Raw genomic sequence first — 21136 nt, forward strand, 5'->3', positions numbered from 1 at the left:
TGGAACCTTATTTTTTTGGCACGCGATAAATCATCCGCCGAACTGAACCGGTTTTTGATCGCATCAAAATTGTCTCGGCAGTAATATGGGTTATTTCGCGTTTTATACCCTCCAAGAGTGACCCACTAGTGACTCCTGTCGCAGCGAAAATAACATCTTGTGTAACCATATCATCTCTTGAATAAATTTGGGACAGGTTATTTATTCCTGCTTTTTCTGCACGGAACTTCTCATCGTCGTTTCTAAATATTAGTTTGCCGTGGATTTGCCCACCCATACATTTAAGAGCCGCTGCAGCAAGGACCCCTTCGGGAGCTCCTCCCACCCCCATATACATATCGATGCCTGTTATTTCAGACTCAGCACAATGCATAACGCCTGCTACGTCTCCGTCCGAAATTAAGCGAATCGCTGCCCCAGTAGATCTCACTTGCTCTATCATCTCCTGATGTCTTGGGCGCTCCAGAATACAAACTGTTATATCATTCGGATCGCAATTTTTTGCTTCAGCCAATACCTGAACTCTTTCATAAGGCGACATATCAAGAGATAACAAATCTGGTTCAAAACCGGGACCGACTGCCAGCTTGTCCATGTAAACATCGGGCGCATGCAGCATAGAACCCTTAGGCCCCATTGCAATTACTGTTAAAGCGTTGGGCATGTCTTTCGCTGTTAATGTAGTTCCTTCTAAAGGATCTAAAGCAATGTCAACGCCTGGGCCATTACCAGTGCCGACTTCTTCACCGATATAAAGCATAGGCGCTTCATCACGCTCACCCTCGCCAATGACAACTGTTCCGGATATATCAAGTAAATTTAATTGCTCTCTCATCGCATTAACGGCGGCTTCGTCTGCTGCTTTTTCGTCACCACGTCCAATAAGCGAGACGGATGCGATCGCTGCAGCTTCCGAGACCCTTGCTAATCCAAGGGAAAGCATACGGTCATCGAATTCAATCTTTGGGTTATTCATGTAAAAGCTCGCTGGCTCTAAAGTGGTTCAATGCGTAATGCGACTGGTTCATCGTGTATAACCCCAGTTTTAGGTAAATTATCTAAAGCTTGCTCAATAAACTGAGGTTCAGTGGTGTGCGTGACAATAAGAACGGGGGCATGATCATCAGCATGAGCATATTGGCGCATTCGATCTATTGATATTCCAAAATCGCCAAGTATCGATGCTACTTTAGCCAATGCACCTGGCTTATCTGAGAGTGATAAGCGCAAGTAGTAAGGTGCGTGGGTATTGGATTTAACAGGATGGCTTTTCTTTAGGGTATTTGCCGGTTGTCCAAAAGTAGGTAGTCTTACACCTCTCGCAATATCTATAATGTCTGACATGACAGCACTTGCGGTGGGACCTTCTCCGGCTCCGGGACCACTAAGTATAATCTGTCCAACATGGTCGCCCTCGAGCATCACCATATTTGTCCCACCCTCCAGTTGGCCAAGTGGTGAAGTGGCAGGCACTAAGCATGGTGACATTCGCTGTTCGAGGCCGTCCCCATTAAGTTGTGCAACACCAAGTAACTTAATTCGAAACCCCATGTCTGCTGCATGATTAATGTCATCGATTGAGACTTGTCCTATGCCTTCTAATTCTACAGCATCAAAGTTTACTTTTGTTCCAAATCCAATTGAGGCGAGCAAAGCAAGTTTATGCCCAGCGTCAATCCCACCAACGTCAAGAGTAGGATCAGCCTCTAAATATCCTAGAGCTTCAGCTTCTTTAAATATTTCTTCGTAATTCAACCCGGATGACTGCATACGTGTCAAAATATAATTGCATGTTCCATTCATTACACCAATAACACGAGTTAACCTGTTGCCTGCAAGTCCTTCAGTTAAAGCCTTAATGACCGGAATACCCCCTGCTACAGCTGCTTCAAATCGGAGTAATTTGTTTTTACCTTCTGTTTTTTCAGCCAGTTCTTGTCCGCTGTGCGCTAATAATGCTTTGTTTGCTGTTACTATGTCTTTATCAGTATCAATGGCTGCAACAATGGAATCTTTTGCCGCCCCTGTGTGGCCCCCAATTAGCTCAACGAAAATATCAATATCTTTTCTTTTAGCTAATGAGACTGGATCACTCTCCCATTGGTACTTGCTCAAATCAACGCCACGATTTTTAGTTTTCGTTTTTGCTGACACCGCGACAATTTCAATTTTTCTGCCTGTCCTAGCCTGTAGTATTTTCTCATTTTGTTGGATAATTTTTACTACGCCAATGCCTACCGTTCCCAATCCGGCAATACCGATTTTTATTGGATTGGTCATTGTGGGTTCCTTCACTGAGTTCCGCGCTACAGATGCGATTTAACCGTAAAGATAATATTAAGCAACAGCTGACCGATATCACATTACTCATAATATAGTTTGAGAATGGATAATTAATTTGAAGTTATAAATGCATTATTTGTCGCTTTTAGAAAAGCTCAAAAAGATTTGCTGGCCATATTAGACCTATGGAGAAAAGAATGAAAATTGGTTTTATAGGTTTGGGTAATGTCGGCAGTAAGTTAGCTGGAAGCCTTCTTCGGAATGGAGTTGATTTGTCCGTTTTTGATTTGAACAGTCAGTTAGTAGAAAAATTTGCATCGAAAGGTGCCGGAATTGGTGAAGATCCCGCACATTTAATGCGTTTATGTGATCTTGTAATAACTTGTTTGCCTAGTCCTGCCGCCTCCAATTCGGTTATGCAGTTAATGCTTCCTTTCGTAAAAGAGGGAAAAACCTGGTTGGAAATGTCGACAACAGATGATGCCGAAGTAAGGCGTCTGGGGGCGGAAGTTATCAGTAGGGGCGGTAAAGCTGTTGATTGTCCAGTATCTGGAGGCTGCCACCGCGCAAATACCGGCAATATCAGTATTTTTGCTGGGTGTGATCGAGCTACATTTGAAATAATCTTACCTTTGTTAACTACTATGGGTAGGCGGGTTCTTCACACAGGCGAACTAGGTAGTGCTAGTATACTTAAGGTTATTACCAACTTTCTTGCTACAGCAAATTTAGTATCATGTGCAGAGGCCCTTACGGTTTCTAAGGCTGCAGGTTTGGATTTGAGAAATGCCTATGAGGCTATTAGAATTTCATCTGGCACTTCGTTTGTTCATGAAACTGAGAGCCAAGTTATATTAAATGGCAGCCGAGACATCTCGTTTACAATGGATTTAGTGGCGAAGGATATTGGTTTATTTCAAGCAGTTGCAGATAGAGAAAATGTACCACTTGATTTAAATCCTTTGTTGATTAAGGTTTTTGAAGATGGAATAAAACGGTTTGGCTCGAGAGAGCTGTCTCCCAATATCATAAAAAGATTAGAAAGTGTGACAGGTTTGGATATAACGGCCCCAGGGTTCCCAGCAGAAATGATAGATAAAGAACCGGAAGAGCCAGGTTATGAGGTAAAAGTGAATAAAGTTTAGCTATTCATTAAAGAGAGAATGTATTTTACGAAAGTATTGTCATTGGCTAACTTTGTTGCCTGGCAAGCATGGAGGACAGAATGCGCTTCTCAGCATTGCGCATATTTAAAGAAGGTCTTACGGGCAATATGAATTGGGAGCCGCATTGGAGGAACCCTAGTCCAAAATCTAAATATGATGTGATAATAGTAGGTGGTGGTGGTCATGGTTTATCCACTGCTTACTATTTGGCTAAAAACCATGGAATAAGAAATGTTGCAGTCCTTGAAAAAGGACATCTCGGTAGTGGTAACATTGGCCGAAATACCACTATCGTAAGATCTAATTATTTATTACCTGGAAATTCTGAATTTTACAGTCATTCCCTAAAACTTTGGGAGGGGTTAGAAGCAGATCTCAATTACAATGTTATGATGTCCCAACGTGGTCTTATAATGTTGTGCCATTCAGATGGACAACGAGATGCATTTGTACGGAGAGCCAATGCAATGAGAAGCAGGGGGGATGACGCTCAAATGTTGTCTGTGCAAGACCTGCGAAAACTTTTACCGTATCTAAATTATAACAGTGCCCGGTTCCCAATTTATGGTGGTTTGCTACAAAAAAGAGCTGGGACCGCAAGGCATGATGCGGTGGCGTGGGGCTATGCTCGAGCTGCAGATCAAAGGGGCGTTGATTTAATCCAAAACTGTGAGGTAACTGGCTTCAACATAAACAGTGGAAGAATAACTGGTGTTGAGACAACTCGGGGAATAATTGAAGCAAATAAAGTTGCGATTGTTGTCGCTGGTCGTTCAAGCCAAGTAGCTCAGTTGGCGGGTATCCGACTGCCGATAGAAAGTCATATTTTACAAGCATTTGTAACCGAAGGACTCAAGCCCATAATTAACAATGTGGTCAGCTTCGGAATGGGCCATTTTTATATTAGCCAATCTGATAAAGGTGGCCTTGTTTTCGGTGGCGACTTGGACGGATATGCATCCTATGCTCAAAGAGGTAATTTGCCGTTACTGGAGCATGTTTTCGAGGCTGGTATGGCACTGATGCCGATGATTGGTAAGGCGAAGGTTTTAAGATCATGGGGCGGAATAATGGATATGTCGCCCGATGGTAGCCCAATTATTGATAAAACGTCAGTTGGCGGATTATTTATAAATTGTGGATGGTGTTATGGAGGCTTTAAAGCTGTTCCAGCTTCCGGATACGCTTATGCCCACTTAATAGCTACTGATAACCATTTTCATACTGCAAAGAATTTTAGATTTGAGCGTTTTCAAACTGGATACCATTTGATGGATGAGGAAGGTACAGGTTCGCAACACAACCTGCATTAGAGATAAATGATAAAGACAATGTTTTAAGAGAATGAGTTGATTGAAATGAGAATACTCTGCCCAAACTGTGGCGAAAGAGACATAAGGGAATTTTACTACCGCGGATCTGCACAGGATTTACACCGGCCAAATCTGGAGGATAGTCTTTCTGATTGGCACGAGTTTTTACATCTTAGGGATAATACAGCGGGCGAAATTCGTGATTTATGGTATCATGAGAAAGGCTGTAATAGCTGGCTAGTTGTAACCAGAAATACGGTGACTCATGAAATTATAAAGACAGAATTGGTGAAAAATACGGGCGAAGTGCGGGCATGAGAATAGCTTCACAGGGAATTTTGAACCAAGATAAGGAGATAACTTTTTATTTTGACTCAAAGCCGTATAAAGGCTTTCTCGGCGACACTGTTGCTTCAGCACTTCTTGCAAATGATGTCTATTTAGTCGGCCGCTCTTTTAAATATCATCGGCCTAGAGGTATATTAGGCATCGGTTCTGAAGAACCAAATGCACTTATTTCAGTGCATAAGGGTAGAAGAGTAGAACCTAATGTTAGGGCTACAGTGCAAGAAATATATCAAGGTTTAATAGTAACCAGTCAGAATTCTTGGCCAAATCTAAAATTTGATGCTCTGGCCACAAATGATATTGCTGCTCGCTTTTTAAGCGCTGGTTTCTACTACAAAACTTTCATGTGGCCTCCAAGGTTTTGGGAGGCTTTGTATGAACCAATAATTCGTCGCGCAGCTGGCCTAGGACGGCTAGATTCTAAAACTGATGATGATAATTATGATCAAAATTTTCTTTTTTGCGATCTTTTGATTATTGGAGGCGGTCCATCTGGATTGCTGTCCGCCTTACTAACGGCAAGGGCCGGCCTGGATGTAATACTGGTAGATGAAAATGCAATCTTCGGTGGCCAGCTTCGTTTTGAAAATACAATTATAGATGGGGATCATTGTAAAGATTGGGTCGATAGCTGTCTGGTTGAGTTGAAATCACTAGATAATGTCAGAATGATTTCGCGAGCGACAGTTTTTGGCGTCTATGATCAGGGGACTTTTGGTGTATTAGAGCGACTTTCTCACCACGTTCAAAATTCTGAAAATGATGCTGTTCTAGATCGTTATCACCGTATAGTTGCCTCCAGCAGCATTTTGGCATCTGGGTCAATCGAACGTCATATTGCTTTTGGCAATAACGATCGTCCTGGAATTATGATGGCAAGTGCAGTTCGTGGTTACTTAAATCATTATGGTGTATCGGCAGGAAAATCTGTTTCGATTTTTGGTAACAATGATGATGCTTTCAACACAGCGTACGATTTAAACAATGCTGGTGTGGAAATAGCCGCCTATATCGATAGTAGAAGTGATGCCGGTATCCAGGGTGATTTTCCAATTTTTCGAGGGGCTGAAGTTTATGATACAGGTGGAAGACTAGCGCTTGAGCATATTTGTATAAGAGATGAAAAAGGGGAACGGAGAATACAAACAGATTGTCTTGGGGTGGCCGGTGGTTGGAACCCAAGTATACATTTAAGTTGTCATACCAATTCAAAGCCTGAATGGAACAGTGAAATTGCCGCCTTTACTTCTAAGGAGAACAGTGTTCCCGGTATGAAAGTTGTAGGTTCAGCAAATGGTCATTTCACAACATCGGCCTGCTTTAAATCTGTATTAGAAGTAGTAAATGAACTATTGAATTCAAAAGGCATTAAGATAAAAAGTAAATCGCCCCCCAAGGCCTCGGATGCAGATTATAATATTAGTCCACTTTGGGCTGTGGAGGGGCATAAAAGAGCCTGGTTAGATTTTCAAAATGACGTAACTACAAAAGACATAAAGCAATCAGTAGCCGAAAATTTTAGTAGTGTCGAACATATGAAACGTTATACGACACAAGGGATGGCAACTGATCAGGGTAAAGGTTCGAATGTTATCTCGATTGCGCTGCTTGCTGATGCCAGTGGTGAGAGTATCGAAAGCACTGGTACTACAACCTTCAGGCCACCCTACACACCAATATCTATAGGGGCGATTGGCTCCTCAGGAAGAGATAAAGGATTTGCTCCGGAGCGATTTACGACAACGCATTCTACCTCGATTGCGCTCGCTGCACCTATGATTGAAGCTGGTTTGTGGTATCGTCCAAGCTATTATCCCAAAATTGGTGAGAATGATTGGTTGCAGTCTTGTAATCGTGAAGTTTTAAGTGTTCGAAAAAATGTTGGGATATGTGATGTTTCAACGCTTGGCAAAATCGAACTTCAAGGGAAAGATGCCGGTAAATTTCTTGATTTTGTGTATACTAACTCCTTTAGCTCTCTGGCTGTGGGCAGAGTTCGGTATGGGCTGATGTTAAGAGAAGATGGATTCGTAATGGATGATGGCACATCAGCAAGGCTATCAGAAAACTCATACCTTATGACTACTACTACTGCTGCGGCAGGTTCTGTTATGAGACATTTAGATTTTGTTCACCAAGCCTACAGGCCAGATTTAGATGTTAGATTTGTATCAGTGACAGAGCAATGGGCGCAATTTGCTGTTTCTGGCCCTAGGTCCAGAGACGTTATTTCATCAATTTTGGATGAGCCTCTTAATAAAAAGGATTGGTCTTTCATGGCCTGTGGTGAAGTTAAAGTCATGGGTGTAAAAGCACGCCTTTTTAGAATTTCATTTTCTGGTGAGTTAGGATTTGAACTGGCCATACCTTCACGATATGGCGCTAGCCTCTTTAATGTTCTCAAGTTAGAAGCGGATCAGCATGGAGGTGGTATTTATGGCATGGAGGCCATGAATGTTATGCGCCTGGAGAAAGGATTTATCACACATGCTGAAATTGATGGAAGGGCTACGGCCTATGACGTTGGCATGCAAAGAATGCTAAGTCAGAAAAAAGATTTTATTGGAAATAAAATGGCACAAAGGCCAGGGCTACTAGATCCCAATAGAGAGCGGCTGGTTGGATTAAAAATGAAAGGATCTACAAGTAGCCTAAAGGCGGGATCACAGCTTTTCAACATATACGATGAACCTCTGGCTGATAATAATCAAGGCTTTATATCTTCGGCAGCCTTTTCACCTGTTGAGAATTGCTACGTTGGGCTAGCTTTCTTTAGGCGTGGACCAGAGCGATGGGGAGAGCGCATAAATGCCGTAAATTTTATGGCTGACACCCAGTTAGAATGTGAGGTTTGCAATCCTGTATTCTATGATCCAGATGGAAACAAAATGCATGCGTAGTTTATCGGCATTAAGTCCTGCGGCAGGGTTATGCCCTGTAAAATTTGATGGATTAGAACTCGTCGAATTGGACCCCTCTTACCTTTTTTCAATCTCACCATATCCTGGATTTGAAAAAAAATGCTCTGCAATTCTAAAAGAAAACCACGGGATACTTCTGCCCAAGGTTTGCAGGGCTACGGGAAATTCAGGGGTAAGAGCTATTTGGTTTGGAAGTTTCACTTTGTTAGTCGGCGAAAAACCTAATCTCGCACTAACTGATTTAGCCGCCGTTATTGATCAAAGTGATGCTTGGTGTTCGTTAAGGTTTAAAGGCAAATATGTGGAAGAGGTATTGCAGCGTCTCTGTCCAATTGATGTTCGCTTCAGCAAGTTTAAAACTGGGTATGTTGCTAGATCCATGCTGGGGTTATTGCATGTAACCATTCATAGAAGCGGTAAAGAGCAATTTGATATATACGGTTATAGGTCAATGTCACAGACATTGGTTAGTGAAATAACGCATTCAATGAAAAAGACTGTGAATGTCATTAAACAAAATTTTTAGGTTGCTATTATTGATTAAGTGTTTGACTGGACAACCATACAAGAAAGACTGATGATTAATCATGAGCTTGCCGAATGGATTCTTAGATGAACTTAGGTCTAGAATTTGCCTCTCTGATGTAGTGGGGCGTAAAGTCCAGTGGGATTTGCGTAAATCCAATCAGGCTAGAGGGGATATGTGGGCTCCCTGTCCTTTTCATCAAGAAAAAACAGCAAGTTTTCATGTGGATGATAATAAAGGGTTTTATTACTGTTTTGGTTGTCAAGCTAAAGGTGATGCGATCGGTTTTATTAAAGAAACAGAGAATGTAAACTTTATTGAGGCGGTAGAGATCCTAGCTTCAGAAGTTGGCCTTCAGATGCCTGAATTTGATCCAAAGTCCAAAGAAAAAGCCGATCGAAATAAAATATTGCTCGAGATTATGGAGCAATCTGTAAATTTTTTTCGCCTCACACTTAATTCAAATCAGGGAAAGCATGCACTCGAGTATTTAAAAAAGCGTGGAATTTGTTCAGATGCTATTGAGCGTTTTGAAATAGGTTTTGCGCCTGCAGATCAAACTATTCTTACTCAGAAATTGATAGACAAGGGTTATGATTTGGAAGCAATTATTGAAACTGGCATGTCTGTAAAATCTGATGAGAGTAATCGGTTATATGATCGTTTTCGGGGGCGAGTAATGTTCCCAATTCGTGACAGCAGGGGACGGTGTATTGCATTTGGCGGAAGATCTCTGGACCCTGCGGCTAGGGCAAAATATCTTAATTCTCCTGAAACACCTTTGTTTGATAAAGGTAGTAATCTTTATAACTTAGTAAGTGCAAGGTCTGCTGTTGGAAGGGGTGAGCCCTTGATTGTTACCGAAGGGTATATGGATGTAATTGCCCTAGATTCAGGAAATTTTAATGGAGCTATCGCTCCGCTTGGTACTGCGATTACTGAAAAACAATTGCAACTTATGTGGCGTATATCACCCGAGCCAATTATCGCTTTGGATGGTGACAAAGCAGGATTGCGTGCTGCCTACAGATTAATTGACCTTTCTCTCCCACTTCTTAGAACTGGTAAGGCATTGAGGTTTTCAATTATGCCAGAGGGTAAGGATCCTGACGACTTAATTCGAAATGACGGGGCTTCCGTATTTAAAAATCTAATCGATGAAGCAGTTCCTATGGTAGATTTGATCTGGAGAAGAGAAACAGAAAGTAAAAGCTTCGATAGTCCCGAGAGGCGAGCTGGATTGGATAAATCCCTCGCGGATGCGATTGCATTAATAAAGGAAAAAAATCTTAAAAATCACTATAGGGATGCACTTTTTCAAGCCCGTAGGCAATTTTTTGGAAGACAAAATACCGGAAAGACTGAATTTAAAAGTAATTCTAGATTGATGCCACAAAGCTATACGAAGTCATCTTTCTTAGTGGCGGCAGACGAAAAAACAGTATCAGCGCAAATTCGCGAGTCTACAATTATAGCGGTCTTGATGAATTTTCCGGAACTGATTGAGATATTCTACGATGAGTTAGTAATGATAGATCTCGCAAGTCCCGATTGTGATTTGATCCTAAAGGAACTGGTCAAAATAGACAAAGGAACCAAAACCGAAATAAAGAATAAACTTATGGAGAAAATTGGTGGTGAGAAAGTTGAGAAACTTTTGAGCTTATCACACCTGAGAGTTTTACCCTGTCTTCGCGTAAAAGGTACAATAGAAATGGGTCAACAAACTCTGAGGGAGGAACTTGCAAAGCTCAATAGTGAACGAGGTCTATCAGTAGAAGTGGATGAAATTAATAATACACCACCCGAAGAATGGCATGAAAGAGACTTCTCTAGACTTGAAATGGCAAACAACGCAAAACAGCGAACAGTTAGTTCCGTTCAGGAGGATACAATCAACTATGAGCAAGCGCAAAACGGTTTGAACATAAACCGAGAAGAACGTCTCAAACTAGATGAAATCCGGAAAACCATTAGCTTTGGAAAGAAAAAAAGCTAACTGAGCCGACAAAAAATGTTTTTTATCGTTCATTTGGGTGGCCGAATCAGTGAATTTGTATATTGATTCTCGCAAAACGAATCATTCAACATTATTGGGAGTTGTGAATGGCCGCCAAAGATACTGAGGATAAAAAATCAGAAGATCAAGAAGCAGATCTCTCCCTAGATATGAGTCAATCTGCAGTCAAGAAGATGATCGCAGAGGCTCGTGAGCGTGGGTACATCACATATGATCAATTAAACAATGTATTGCCTCCCGATCAAGTATCGTCGGAACAAATTGAAGATGTTATGTCGATGTTATCGGAGATGGGGATAAATATTATCGAAGATGATGAGGCTGAAGAAGAAGATAATAGAAATACTGAACTAGTAACAACAGCCGGAACCAAGGATGTTGCTCTTTCATCAGGAGACACTGAAAAGTTAGATAGAACAGATGATCCTGTTCGCATGTACTTGCGGGAAATGGGATCCGTTGAATTACTCAGCAGAGAAGGTGAAATTGCGATTGCCAAGCGCATCGAGGCTGGTCGAAATACAATGATTTCAGGGTTGTGCGAAAGTCCTCTAACTTTTCAAGCTATAACAATATGGCGCGATGAATTGCTTAATGAAGATATTTTGCTTAGGGATGTCATAGATCTTGAAGCAACTTTCGGAAATCAGCTAGGCGAAGATGATGAGCCAGTTATAGATACTGCAAATGTGACTGCTGAAAAGGCGGCAGTAAAAAATAATGAGCCAGAATTAGATGCTGATGGAAATCCGATTATTCATGACGACGATGATGACGAGGATGATGAACATTCAAATATGTCTTTGGCTGCTATGGAAGCTGCCCTTAAACCTCAAGCTTTAGAAACTTTAGACCGTATAGCGGATGACTACGAGCGTCTTTCTACAATGCAGGACGTTCGCATTTCTGCAGCTTTGAACAAGAGCATGAATTTTACTACTGATGAAGAGGAAACATATCAGTTGCTGAGAGCTGAAATTGTGCAGCTTGTAAACGAATTACATCTTCATAATAACAGAATAGAGGCACTTATCGATCAGCTATACGGTATCAATCGTAGAATTATGCAAATCGATGGGGCGATGGTCAAGTTGGCTGATCAGGCACGTATAAACCGTCGGGATTTCATTGAAGAGTATCGAGGTCATGAATTGGATCCTGGGTGGTTGGATCGCATGGCGGAAAAAAGTGGTCGTGGCTGGCAAATGTTTATCGAAAAGTCGCGTGAAAAAGCGGAAGAACTCAGGGCGGATATGGCGCAGGTCGGCCAGTATATTGGATTGGATATAGCAGAGTTTCGTAGGATCGTAGCACAAGTCCAAAAAGGTGAGAAGGAAGCCCGCCAAGCGAAAAGAGAAATGGTTGAAGCTAATCTAAGGTTGGTGATTTCGATTGCAAAAAAATACACAAATCGTGGCTTACAGTTTCTTGATTTGATTCAAGAGGGTAACATTGGGTTAATGAAGGCGGTTGATAAATTTGAGTATAGGCGTGGTTATAAATTTTCGACATATGCCACTTGGTGGATTCGGCAGGCCATTACTCGTTCGATAGCAGATCAAGCACGAACAATTCGGATTCCTGTCCATATGATTGAGACTATAAACAAGTTGGTCAGGACTGGCCGTCAAATGCTGCACGAGATAGGTCGAGAACCTACTCCCGAGGAGTTGGCAGAAAAGCTACAGATGCCGCTTGAAAAAGTTCGCAAGGTTATGAAAATTGCTAAAGAACCTATCTCACTCGAAACGCCTATTGGTGATGAGGAGGATAGTCAGCTTGGAGATTTTATAGAAGATAAAAATGCAGTTCTGCCTCTCGACAGTGCGATTCAAGAAAATCTTAAAGAAACGACGACTAGAGTATTATCATCACTAACGCCTCGTGAAGAACGTGTTTTGCGAATGAGGTTTGGTATTGGTATGAATACTGATCACACGTTAGAAGAAGTAGGCCAGCAATTCAGTGTGACGAGAGAGCGGATTAGGCAAATTGAAGCCAAAGCTCTTAGGAAACTGAAACATCCTAGTCGGTCTCGTAAGTTAAGAAGTTTCTTGGACCAGTAGAGCGTTAATTTTAGTGGTAAACAGGAAATTTGGCGAAACTTAAAAAGATCGTAATCAATACAAAGGGATCAGGCCTTTATGAGTTTACCGATGACCTAAAGAGTTGGGTTTTTGGTGACGGTATATTGCATCTGTTTGTGAAACATACTTCCGCAAGTCTACTCATTCAGGAGAATTTTGATCCGGAAGTAAAAACCGATCTGAATAATTTTTTTCAGCGATTAGTTTCGTCAAGTTCAGATCCCAGCATGAGTTACCTTACACACCGGTACGAGGGTGAAGATGACATGCCAGCGCATATAAAAGCCTCTCTGGGTCAAGTTTCCTTGACCATTCCTGTAATAAAAGGCGAATTGGCTCTAGGATCATGGCAAGGCATATATTTATTTGAACATAGGAAAGCTCCAAAGATTAGAGAAGTTGTAGCAAAGCTGCAAAGCGACATATAATTTTACTAGAAGAAAAAAAAGTGTATCAAATAGTATGATGACACAATATGTTGTTGGTAGAAAGCTGGGAACAACAGCCCATGCTCGATGAAACTGATTGAAAGGAAGATCAATGCGCTGCCCTTTTTGTGGTAATATTGATACTCAAGTCAAGGACTCCAGGCCTGCTGAAGATCATGTATCAATTCGCAGACGAAGATTTTGCTCCGCTTGCGGAGGCCGATTTACAACGTATGAGCGGGTGCAATTGCGGGACCTAGTAGTCATAAAGTCTAGTGGGCGTCGAGAAGAATTTGATAGAGCAAAGCTTGAAAGATCTATTCGAATTGCGCTGCAAAAGAGACCAGTTGAGCATGAGCGCATGGATCAAATGATCTCTGGAATTGTGCGCAGATTGGAAAGCTCGGGCGAAACAGATATTCCCTCCAATCAAATTGGTGAAATTGTTATGGAATCCTTGGCGCGGATTGACACTGTTGCCTATGTTCGGTTTGCGAGTGTTTATAAGAATTTTCAAAACCCAGATGATTTTGACAAATTTGTTAGTGAGCTACGCCCAAAACCAGTCGAAGAATAGCCTTTAGCATGGTTAGTCAGTCATTGGCTTATGAACATTATATGTCTGTAGCTTTGTCTCTTGGTCGCCGCGGGCTTGGTAAAACCTGGCCTAATCCCTCAGTCGGCTGCGTTATTGTGGACGATGGTGTTGTAGTTGGGAGAGGAAATACTGGGGATGGTGGTAGGCCACATGCCGAGACTCAGGCATTGGCCCAAGCTGGTAATCGGGCTGAAGGAGCAACTGTTTTTGTAACATTGGAGCCCTGCTCGCATGAGGGCCAGACAGGTTCTTGTGCAAAAGCTCTAATAGATGCAGGTGTTGCCCATGTTGTAGTGGCAATTAGAGATGATGATCCGCGTGTGAACGGTTCTGGTTTGTTAATGTTAAAATCAGCTGGAATTAAAGTCACAACTGGGGTTCTTTCTGAAAAAGCAAAATATGATCATAGTGGTTTTTTGACTAAAATTAACGAAAGTAGACCTAAGGTAACTTTAAAATTAGCAACTAGTCTTGATGGGCGGATTGCTACACGAACAGGTGACAGTCAGTGGATTACAAATGAGAAATCGCGAGAAGTAGTCCACCTTCAACGATCGTCTAACGACGCAATAATGGTTGGTGCAGGAACCGTTCGGAAAGATAATCCAAGACTGACTGTAAGAAATATTGCGCGTTCAGCAAACCCTGTTCGAGTGCTAATTTCGAATAAAATCAACCTACCTCACGATAGCAGAATATTCACTTCTATGAAGGCACATCCCACTTGGATCATCCATGGTGCTGATACAAATGAAGGAACAAAAGAGACATGGGCCAAAGAGGGAGCAAAGCTGCTGGAAGCAAAATCTAACAATGGTAAGATTGTACTCAAAAACGCACTTAAAAACTTGGCACTTGAAGGGCTTACTTCAGTTTATTGCGAAGGTGGGAGTAATCTAGCCGCAGGCTTGCTGTCAAACAATCTTGTAGATGAATTGATTATTTTCACAGCAGGAATCATTATAGGAGAGGATGGTTTGCCGACAGTTGCATCGTTAGGACTTGATAAACTCCAAGACGCTAGACGTTTAGAGTTAATGGAATCCGTAACTCTGGGTGGTGATATAATGACCCGATGGTTTGTAAAATAATCAAGCTCTAGAAAAGTATAAAAATCATAACAATTTAGTTTGAAACTAGCACTTCTAATCTTGCTTTTAACTAGGTAAGTTCCAGATATCCAGATTAGTTAGGTATTGAAATTCTAATTTTCAAAAAATAGGTCGGAAGGATTGTAGCATGTTCACTGGAATAATAACCGACATAGGAAGAATTATTGAGCTTGAAAAGCGAGGCGATTTAAGGGCACGTGTAGAGACAAATTATGATATGAGTACTGTAGCGATCGGTGCTTCTATTGCATGTGACGGAATTTGTTTAACAGTAATCAATACTGGTTCTAATTGGTTTGACGTAGAGATTAGCGCAGAAAGTGTTGAAAAGACCCACTTGAAATTTAACACATGGGTGATTGGAACGAGCCTTAACCTGGAAAGAGCTCTTAGAGTTGGAGATGAGCTTGGGGGGCATATAGTGTCTGGGCATGTCGACGGGGTCGTTGAAATAGTCGATATGAAGGATGAAGGCGACAGTACTAGGTTTGTTTTTTTAGCACCCTCAGATTTGCAAAAATTTATTGCTCCAAAAGGGTCGGTCGCCCTAAATGGAACTTCTCTAACTGTAAACGAGGTTCATTCATCAAAATTTGGAGTAAATGTAATTCCACATACTAAAGAAGTAACTACTTGGGGCTCTTCAAAAATTGGTGACCATTTAAACTTAGAGATTGATACGCTGGCTCGCTACGTGGCACGATTGAAAGAAGTGAATGAAGAGACCGCTCACTCGGCTAGCCGAAATCCCTCAATCAGTTGAAAAAGACCAATTCGCGCTCCTACAAATATGCAGAATAATGTTATTGGAGCAGAATAACTTAGAGTGCTGAATGCTGTTAAGCCTTGGCCAACAGAGCAGCCGAAAGATATTACAGCGCCAACTCCCATTATTGAGGCGCCAAGGATTTGACGCTTCAGTTCTCGTGGGTCTTCACATGCTTCCCAGCGAAAATGACCTTTTATCAGAGAGCCGATAAACGCACCAATTAGTACTCCGAGTACTGCTCCGATACCAAACTTTATATTCATGGCACTTCCGTACATGGCGTAAAGAATAGTTTCACCTACTGGTGCAACAAATGTGAAAGACTGAATTGCACTTGGCTCGTATGATATCGAAGCTACCCATGATGTCCCTAGCCACCCAGCAACAATAGCTATCGCTACAATTACCGACCAAAAAATAGAGCTGCATTGTATTTTGTTTTTCCAGTTATAAAAGCCGTAAATTAGAAAAATTACTCCTATTATTGAACCTCCAAGTACTGGATTAATTCCAAAGCTATGAAACCCAAGGTATGATAAACTTGGTGGGGTGGGAGACTCCAGTGGCATCACAGGAAATAAGCTCACGCGTGTTTTTGCTAGTGGCCCGGATATGGTGATATAAGCAGAAACTCCCATCACTAAAACAATTACAAATGAGCGTAAGTCACCTCCTCCGAGACGAGCTAGAGCTCCATATCCACAATTGCCACAGATTGCCATTCCATATCCAAAAAGAAGACCTCCTACTATTGAAGAATATGGGTTCCATTCACTGGAAAGGTATAGACTTTCTAAACTATTAATTAGTCCAAAATTTGATAAAAAGTGCACGGATATAATGCTAAGGCCGAGTGCGATTGCCCACATGCGGATCCTTATTTGTGAGCCACCATAAGTTGCATCTTCAATTGCTCCAAGTGTACAAAATCTACCCATGCGAGCCGCTAATCCTAAAAGAATACCTCCGATTAAACCAATAAGAGCCGAAAGTTCATTTCCATCCAGAGCCTCAAGCATAGCGTATACTACTCCCACATTAGTAGGTGATCTTCTACTTGCAGATCAAAACAACAATATTAATCATCTTTCTCAGCACAAAAGAGGTCATATACCACTTCTAGCACGCGTTTAGGCTTATCGTCGGCGAGGCGATAATAAATAGTTTTCCCATCGCGTCTTGGAACTACAAGTCCCTCAAGCCTCAGCCGTGATAACTGTTGTGATACTGCGGCTTGTCTTGCTGAAATAAGATCTTCAAGTTCTGTCACAGTTTTTTCACCGGAAACCAAATGACATAAAATCATCAGACGTCCTTCATGACTTATCGCCTTTAAAAAAGCAGACGCACTAGTAGCTTTTTCCACGACAGCGTCCAGTTCGTCCTCTGACATATTCTCTGTTATGACTGGGAGTGTCATTACAATTCAATCCTTAAGTCTGCTTTAAGTTAGTCTAAATTGCTTTTGCGTTCAATTTCTATTTGATTTTATTCATTTACTTTTATTAAATCTTCGTCAAAATTTGTTTCTCGTTTAAGTACCACTTCCAGCATTCCCCAAAATAAATCGTCCCCAATATACCCTTCTATTCGAGCGATTTCTCTTAAATTTTTTGTAAGTATGAAGGTAGGTGTGAAAACAACGGGGTTAACAAATTCAATTTTTTCTTCATACTCACTAATGTCAACTCGCACTAATGGGGCAAAGTTTCCTTCATCAGTCTTTGGATAAATAGCGGATAATTCTTCATCCCATATCTCACAATAAATACATCCCTGCTGCTCAACGTAGATTAGATTGAACTTATCGGCTGCGTTTAGAAAATTAGAACTCAAAAAAAGTGCCAGTGTGAAGAATGTAAGTGATTTTAGTAAAATTCTCATGGAGCTAAGCCGTGATTGACGCAACTTCTTACATCTTCTATAATATGAATATGTGAATTAGACAAGGATTTGCCAATGTTGGACGTCTCAGTATGGGGAGCTTTCATTGGCGGATTAGTTGTTTTCTTCTCTCCTTGTATATTGCCGATTGTCCCTTTTTATTTGAGTTACATGGCAGGATCTGGTCTTGCAGCTCTGAAGGCGAATGATACCACGCCGTATGATATTCGAAGACGCGCCTTAATATCTTCAATTAGCTTTTCGTTTGGGATTATAAGCGTTTTCGTTCTTCTAGGTGCAGCGGCATTTTCTATTTCGCAAACCTTTCGCAGTTATCAAGATGAATTCAGATGGGTGGCTGCTGCAATCATTTTAATAATGGGCCTTCATTTCTTAGGAATCATAAAAATTGCATTTCTAGATCGTCAGTTTCAAATTCAATTTGGAGATACTCGGAAGATGAATGTACTGGGCTCCTTTGTCGTTGGTGTTGCATTCGCTGCAGGTTGGACACCGTGTGTCGGGGGGGTGTTAACTGCTGTTATTATGACGGCCTCATTGGAAACAACAGCTTATCGCGGTTTGCTGTTATTGTTTGTTTTTGGGGTCGGTTTGACCATGCCTTTTACAATTGCCGCCTGGTTCATAAATCCTTTTCTGCATTTTATGGCACGGTTTCGTTCCTATCTTGGTTACGTAGAAAAGTTTATGGGGTTGCTACTAATCTTTTTTGCAGGCCTTTTGATAACTGACTCAATTAATGGTTTAGCCAACTGGATGTTGGTCTCTTTCCCTAATTTGTTTGGAGTATAAAACGATGTTCAATAAGTTTTTAAAAATTTTACTACTCGCTATGTCCCCACTTTTTGTTACTCAAGTTATAGCTCTAGAGGTTGGAGATGATGGTCTTCATAAGACAAAATGGATGCAAGATACTTTTAAGGATTTGCGTGAGGATTTAGAAGAGGCAAACGCTGAAGGGAAGCGGCTAGTTTTATTTTTTGAGCAAATTGGCTGCATATATTGCACTAAGATGCACAAAGAGGTTTTTTCAAAAGAAAATATTTCAAATTACATTGAGGATAATTTTTTTGTGGTGCAGTTAAATCTTCATGGAGATATTGAGGTTACAGATTTTGATGGTGAAATCTTGCCCGAAAAAGATATGGCACGAAAATGGGGGATTCTATTCACACCTTCAATTATTTTTCTACCTCAAGAGGTAAAGGCAGATGCTACTGCACAACAAGCAGCGGTGGCAATGATGCCGGGGGCCTTTCATCCAGGTACAACTTTAGATCTTTTTACATGGGTGCGCGAAGAGCGTTATCTCCTTGATAATGATGAGGATTTTCAGAGATACCATGCCAGAATGGTTAATGAAAGACGCGCTGCCAAATCTGACTAGAGATATCAAAAAATATAGTTATTCAATTTTTGGAATTTGTTGTTGCGCGATTCATATTTTGTGTCCTATGCTGAGAGCAGCAAGGTAGGGTAACCTTACTGTAGCTTAGGGAGGTAATATGAAACTATTTGCAAAGACTGCATTTGCAGCAGCGTTACTGGGCAGTGCTTCCTTCGCGGGATCAATTGCGCCTTCGGACGTACAATTTGGAGAGAGTGGAGAAATTCAAGCATCTCTGACTGGGGTTGCAGGTGATGCAGCAAACGGTCGGAAGTTGTTCATGAACCGAAAAAAAGGTAATTGCCTAGCATGCCACGTGAATACTGAAATGAGCGAGCAAACATTTCACGGTGAGGTTGGGCCAGAGCTTGATGGTGTGGCAGATCGTTATGAAACGGAAGCGTTAAGAGGTATTCTGGTGAATTCCAAAATGATGTTCGAAGGTACTATTATGCCAGCATTTTACAAAGACGCAGGGTATAACAGAACTTTGAAAAAGTTTATCGGGAAAACAATACTTGAAGCACAAGAAGTTGAAGATGTCTTGGCTTATCTTTCGACCTTAAAAGAATAAGCTGCTACTGTATAAAAGGAGAGTATAATGGAAGTCACAAGACGTGATACAATGGTGATAGGTGGAGCGGCCGCGCTTACAACTATTTTACCGTCGCTGTCATCAGCGGCAATACCTGTAAATGAGTTAATAATGGGTGTTACAGGTGGAGCAGATGCAGCCACATCAGGCATAGACCTCACTGCACCTGAAATTGCTGAAAATGGAAACACAGTTCCAATTTCTGTGGATGCGCCAGGTGCCGTAGTAATTACAATTATGGCTGCTGGAAACCCTTTGCCAGGTGTAGCTAAATTTAAGTTTGGCGATGGAGCAGCTGCGCAAGCGGCAACTACGCGAATTCGTTTGGCTGGCACTCAAGATGTAGTAGCAGTTGCAGAAATGGCTGATGGCTCTTTTGCAGCAGTCTCAAAAATGGTAAAAGTAACAATTGGCGGCTGCGGCGGCTAAAGAGGAGATATTACAATGGCAAAAGGTGTAAAACCAAGAGTTAAGGTTCCTAAAACTGCATCAGCGGGAGAAATGGTGACTTTGAAAACATTGATCAGCCACAAAATGGAGAGTGGTCAACGAAAAGATAGTGATGGTAATAAGATTCCTCGTTCAATTATTCATCGTTTCACGTGCGCATTTAATGGTAAAACAGTAGTAGATGTTGAGATGGGTGGAGCTATTTCAACCAACCCGTATTTTTCATTTGATGCCGTTGTTCCTGAAGCAGGTGAATTTCACTTTACTTGGTACGATGATGATGGGTCGGTATATGAGACTAAAAAGAAAGTAGAAATGGCATAATATTGCTTTGGGTAGGATAAATTGTGCAACTTTTATTGGGAGAAAAGTTATGAAGCTTATAAAAATAATACTTGCGATGGCAGGACTTGTAGCAACGCCTATTGTTACAATTGCAGGTGAGGACTCACAGCTTACTATTAATGAGGAGCCGTTCGTGACATCGGTAGCGGCGCCAGCGCATTTAGAAAATGTTGATACAATTTATTCTGGATGGACATTTAGAACTGATGAAACACAGGCACTTCAAATGGATGATTTTGATAATCCAGCATTTGTTTTTATTGATCAGGCCATTGATACTTTTAACGCAGTGGACGGGTCAGCTGGAAAGGCGTGCGTATCATGTCATGAATCCCCAGAAGTTTTTAAAGGTTTAAGAGCTTCTATGCCAAGGGTGAACGGCAGTGGCGAATTGGAGACGATACCCGAATTAGTCAACAATTGCCGAACTGAAAGAATGGGTGCTGAGAAATGGAAATGGTCTGGTGGTAAAATGGCTGGAATGATCGGTTTGATTGGCCTTCAGTCACGGGGAATGACAGTTGACGTTGCAATAAATGGCCCTGCTACAAGTATGTGGGAAAAAGGTAAAGAGTTATATTATCAGAGGGTTGGTCAGTTAGATATGTCTTGCTCTAATTGCCATGAAGATAATTATGGTAATATGATTAGGGCTGACCATCTATCTCAGGGTCAAATTAATGGATTTCCTACATATCGTCTGAAAAATGCCAAACTTAATACAATTCACGGTCGATTTAAGGGTTGTATGAAGAATATCAGAGCAACACCTTTCAAAGAGGGAAGTGATGAATTCAAGGCCCTCGAACTGTACGTTGCTTCTCGCTCAAACGGATTGATGATCGAGACCCCTTCAGTCCGAAACTAAATTTGAAAACTCCAG

At 41.5% G+C, this 21136-nt stretch carries 22 protein-coding genes; 17 read left to right on the forward strand and 5 right to left on the reverse strand.

Annotated elements, in window-relative coordinates:
- Positions 1–7: 7 nt before the first annotated feature.
- Both glpX and ACTF5Q_RS05425 read right to left on the reverse strand, forming a co-directional pair.
- The gene (gene glpX, locus ACTF5Q_RS05420; protein ID WP_438953641.1) at positions 8–976 is read right to left on the reverse strand and encodes a class II fructose-bisphosphatase; all 969 of its coding nucleotides are present in this window, start codon (positions 974–976) and stop codon (positions 8–10) included.
- A gap of 17 nt (positions 977–993) precedes the next feature.
- Positions 994–2280, reverse strand: a complete 1287-nt coding sequence (locus ACTF5Q_RS05425) for a homoserine dehydrogenase (protein ID WP_438953642.1) — start codon at positions 2278–2280, stop codon at positions 994–996.
- A gap of 200 nt (positions 2281–2480) precedes the next feature.
- On the opposite strand from ACTF5Q_RS05425, the gene ACTF5Q_RS05430 reads away from it, so the two are divergent.
- The 11 genes from ACTF5Q_RS05430 (at position 2481) to ACTF5Q_RS05480 (ending at position 15565) form a co-directional block, all read left to right on the forward strand.
- Positions 2481–3428, forward strand: coding sequence for an NAD(P)-dependent oxidoreductase (locus ACTF5Q_RS05430; protein WP_438953643.1), 948 nt, complete (start codon positions 2481–2483; stop codon positions 3426–3428).
- Positions 3429–3508: 80 nt separating this feature from the next.
- Positions 3509–4762 carry a sarcosine oxidase subunit beta family protein gene (locus ACTF5Q_RS05435; protein WP_438953644.1) on the forward strand — a complete coding sequence of 418 codons (1254 nt, stop codon included), beginning with the start codon at positions 3509–3511 and terminating at the stop codon, positions 4760–4762.
- A 45-nt stretch (positions 4763–4807) separates the two neighbouring features.
- Entirely contained in the window at positions 4808–5080 is a 273-nt protein-coding gene (locus ACTF5Q_RS05440) for a sarcosine oxidase subunit delta (protein WP_438953695.1), read from the forward strand.
- Positions 5077–8010, forward strand: coding sequence for a sarcosine oxidase subunit alpha family protein (locus ACTF5Q_RS05445; RefSeq protein ID WP_438953645.1), 2934 nt, complete (start codon positions 5077–5079; stop codon positions 8008–8010). Before ACTF5Q_RS05440 ends, ACTF5Q_RS05445 begins: the two co-directional genes overlap by 4 nt.
- The gene (locus tag ACTF5Q_RS05450) at positions 8003–8557 is read left to right on the forward strand and encodes a sarcosine oxidase subunit gamma (protein WP_438953646.1); all 555 of its coding nucleotides are present in this window, start codon (positions 8003–8005) and stop codon (positions 8555–8557) included. Before ACTF5Q_RS05445 ends, ACTF5Q_RS05450 begins: the two co-directional genes overlap by 8 nt.
- A gap of 61 nt (positions 8558–8618) precedes the next feature.
- Entirely contained in the window at positions 8619–10556 is a 1938-nt protein-coding gene (dnaG, locus tag ACTF5Q_RS05455; protein ID WP_438953647.1) for a DNA primase, read from the forward strand.
- Between the two features lie 107 nt (positions 10557–10663).
- Positions 10664–12643 carry an RNA polymerase sigma factor RpoD gene (gene rpoD / locus ACTF5Q_RS05460; RefSeq protein WP_438953648.1) on the forward strand — a complete coding sequence of 660 codons (1980 nt, stop codon included), beginning with the start codon at positions 10664–10666 and terminating at the stop codon, positions 12641–12643.
- 29 nt (positions 12644–12672) lie between these two features.
- Positions 12673–13092, forward strand: a complete 420-nt coding sequence (locus ACTF5Q_RS05465; protein WP_438953649.1) for a secondary thiamine-phosphate synthase enzyme YjbQ — start codon at positions 12673–12675, stop codon at positions 13090–13092.
- A 112-nt stretch (positions 13093–13204) separates the two neighbouring features.
- Positions 13205–13669, forward strand: coding sequence for a transcriptional regulator NrdR (nrdR, locus tag ACTF5Q_RS05470; RefSeq protein WP_438953650.1), 465 nt, complete (start codon positions 13205–13207; stop codon positions 13667–13669).
- 8 nt (positions 13670–13677) lie between these two features.
- Complete coding sequence (gene ribD, locus ACTF5Q_RS05475; protein ID WP_438953651.1) at positions 13678–14781, forward strand: bifunctional diaminohydroxyphosphoribosylaminopyrimidine deaminase/5-amino-6-(5-phosphoribosylamino)uracil reductase RibD; 1104 nt, start codon at positions 13678–13680, stop codon at positions 14779–14781.
- Positions 14782–14929: 148 nt separating this feature from the next.
- Entirely contained in the window at positions 14930–15565 is a 636-nt protein-coding gene (locus ACTF5Q_RS05480; protein ID WP_438953652.1) for a riboflavin synthase, read from the forward strand.
- Here ACTF5Q_RS05480 and ACTF5Q_RS05485 read toward each other — a convergent pair.
- From ACTF5Q_RS05485 to ACTF5Q_RS05495, 3 genes are all read right to left on the reverse strand, one after another.
- Positions 15532–16590 (reverse strand): YeeE/YedE family protein, encoded by a 1059-nt coding sequence (locus tag ACTF5Q_RS05485; protein WP_438953653.1) that lies wholly within the window; start codon positions 16588–16590, stop codon positions 15532–15534. The two genes, ACTF5Q_RS05480 and ACTF5Q_RS05485, sit on opposite strands and share 34 nt — an antisense overlap.
- 59 nt (positions 16591–16649) lie before the next feature.
- Positions 16650–16991, reverse strand: coding sequence for an ArsR/SmtB family transcription factor (locus ACTF5Q_RS05490; RefSeq protein WP_438953654.1), 342 nt, complete (start codon positions 16989–16991; stop codon positions 16650–16652).
- A 68-nt stretch (positions 16992–17059) separates the two neighbouring features.
- A complete protein-coding gene (locus ACTF5Q_RS05495; RefSeq protein WP_438953655.1) occupies positions 17060–17407 on the reverse strand; it encodes a hypothetical protein in 348 nt (115 codons plus the stop codon).
- Positions 17408–17530: 123 nt separating this feature from the next.
- On the opposite strand from ACTF5Q_RS05495, the gene ACTF5Q_RS05500 reads away from it, so the two are divergent.
- The 6 genes from ACTF5Q_RS05500 to soxA all read left to right on the forward strand — a co-directional run bounded on the left by ACTF5Q_RS05500 (position 17531) and on the right by soxA (position 21121).
- Positions 17531–18268 (forward strand): cytochrome c biogenesis CcdA family protein, encoded by a 738-nt coding sequence (locus ACTF5Q_RS05500; RefSeq protein ID WP_438953656.1) that lies wholly within the window; start codon positions 17531–17533, stop codon positions 18266–18268.
- A 40-nt stretch (positions 18269–18308) separates the two neighbouring features.
- Positions 18309–18863, forward strand: coding sequence for a thioredoxin family protein (locus tag ACTF5Q_RS05505; RefSeq protein WP_154032574.1), 555 nt, complete (start codon positions 18309–18311; stop codon positions 18861–18863).
- A 118-nt stretch (positions 18864–18981) separates the two neighbouring features.
- Positions 18982–19437 carry a sulfur oxidation c-type cytochrome SoxX gene (gene soxX / locus ACTF5Q_RS05510; RefSeq protein WP_438953657.1) on the forward strand — a complete coding sequence of 152 codons (456 nt, stop codon included), beginning with the start codon at positions 18982–18984 and terminating at the stop codon, positions 19435–19437.
- Between the two features lie 27 nt (positions 19438–19464).
- Positions 19465–19887, forward strand: a complete 423-nt coding sequence (gene soxY / locus ACTF5Q_RS05515; protein ID WP_438953658.1) for a thiosulfate oxidation carrier protein SoxY — start codon at positions 19465–19467, stop codon at positions 19885–19887.
- A gap of 15 nt (positions 19888–19902) precedes the next feature.
- Complete coding sequence (gene soxZ, locus ACTF5Q_RS05520) at positions 19903–20232, forward strand: thiosulfate oxidation carrier complex protein SoxZ (RefSeq protein WP_153697144.1); 330 nt, start codon at positions 19903–19905, stop codon at positions 20230–20232.
- 49 nt (positions 20233–20281) lie between these two features.
- On the forward strand, positions 20282–21121 hold the full coding sequence (gene soxA / locus ACTF5Q_RS05525; RefSeq protein ID WP_438953659.1) for a sulfur oxidation c-type cytochrome SoxA: 840 nt from the start codon (positions 20282–20284) through the stop codon (positions 21119–21121).
- Positions 21122–21136: the final 15 nt, after the last annotated feature.

Source organism: Candidatus Salinivivens marinus (genome assembly GCF_965655845.1).
GTDB classification, from domain to species: Bacteria; Pseudomonadota; Alphaproteobacteria; order Rhodobacterales; family Rhodobacteraceae; genus Salinivivens; species Salinivivens marinus.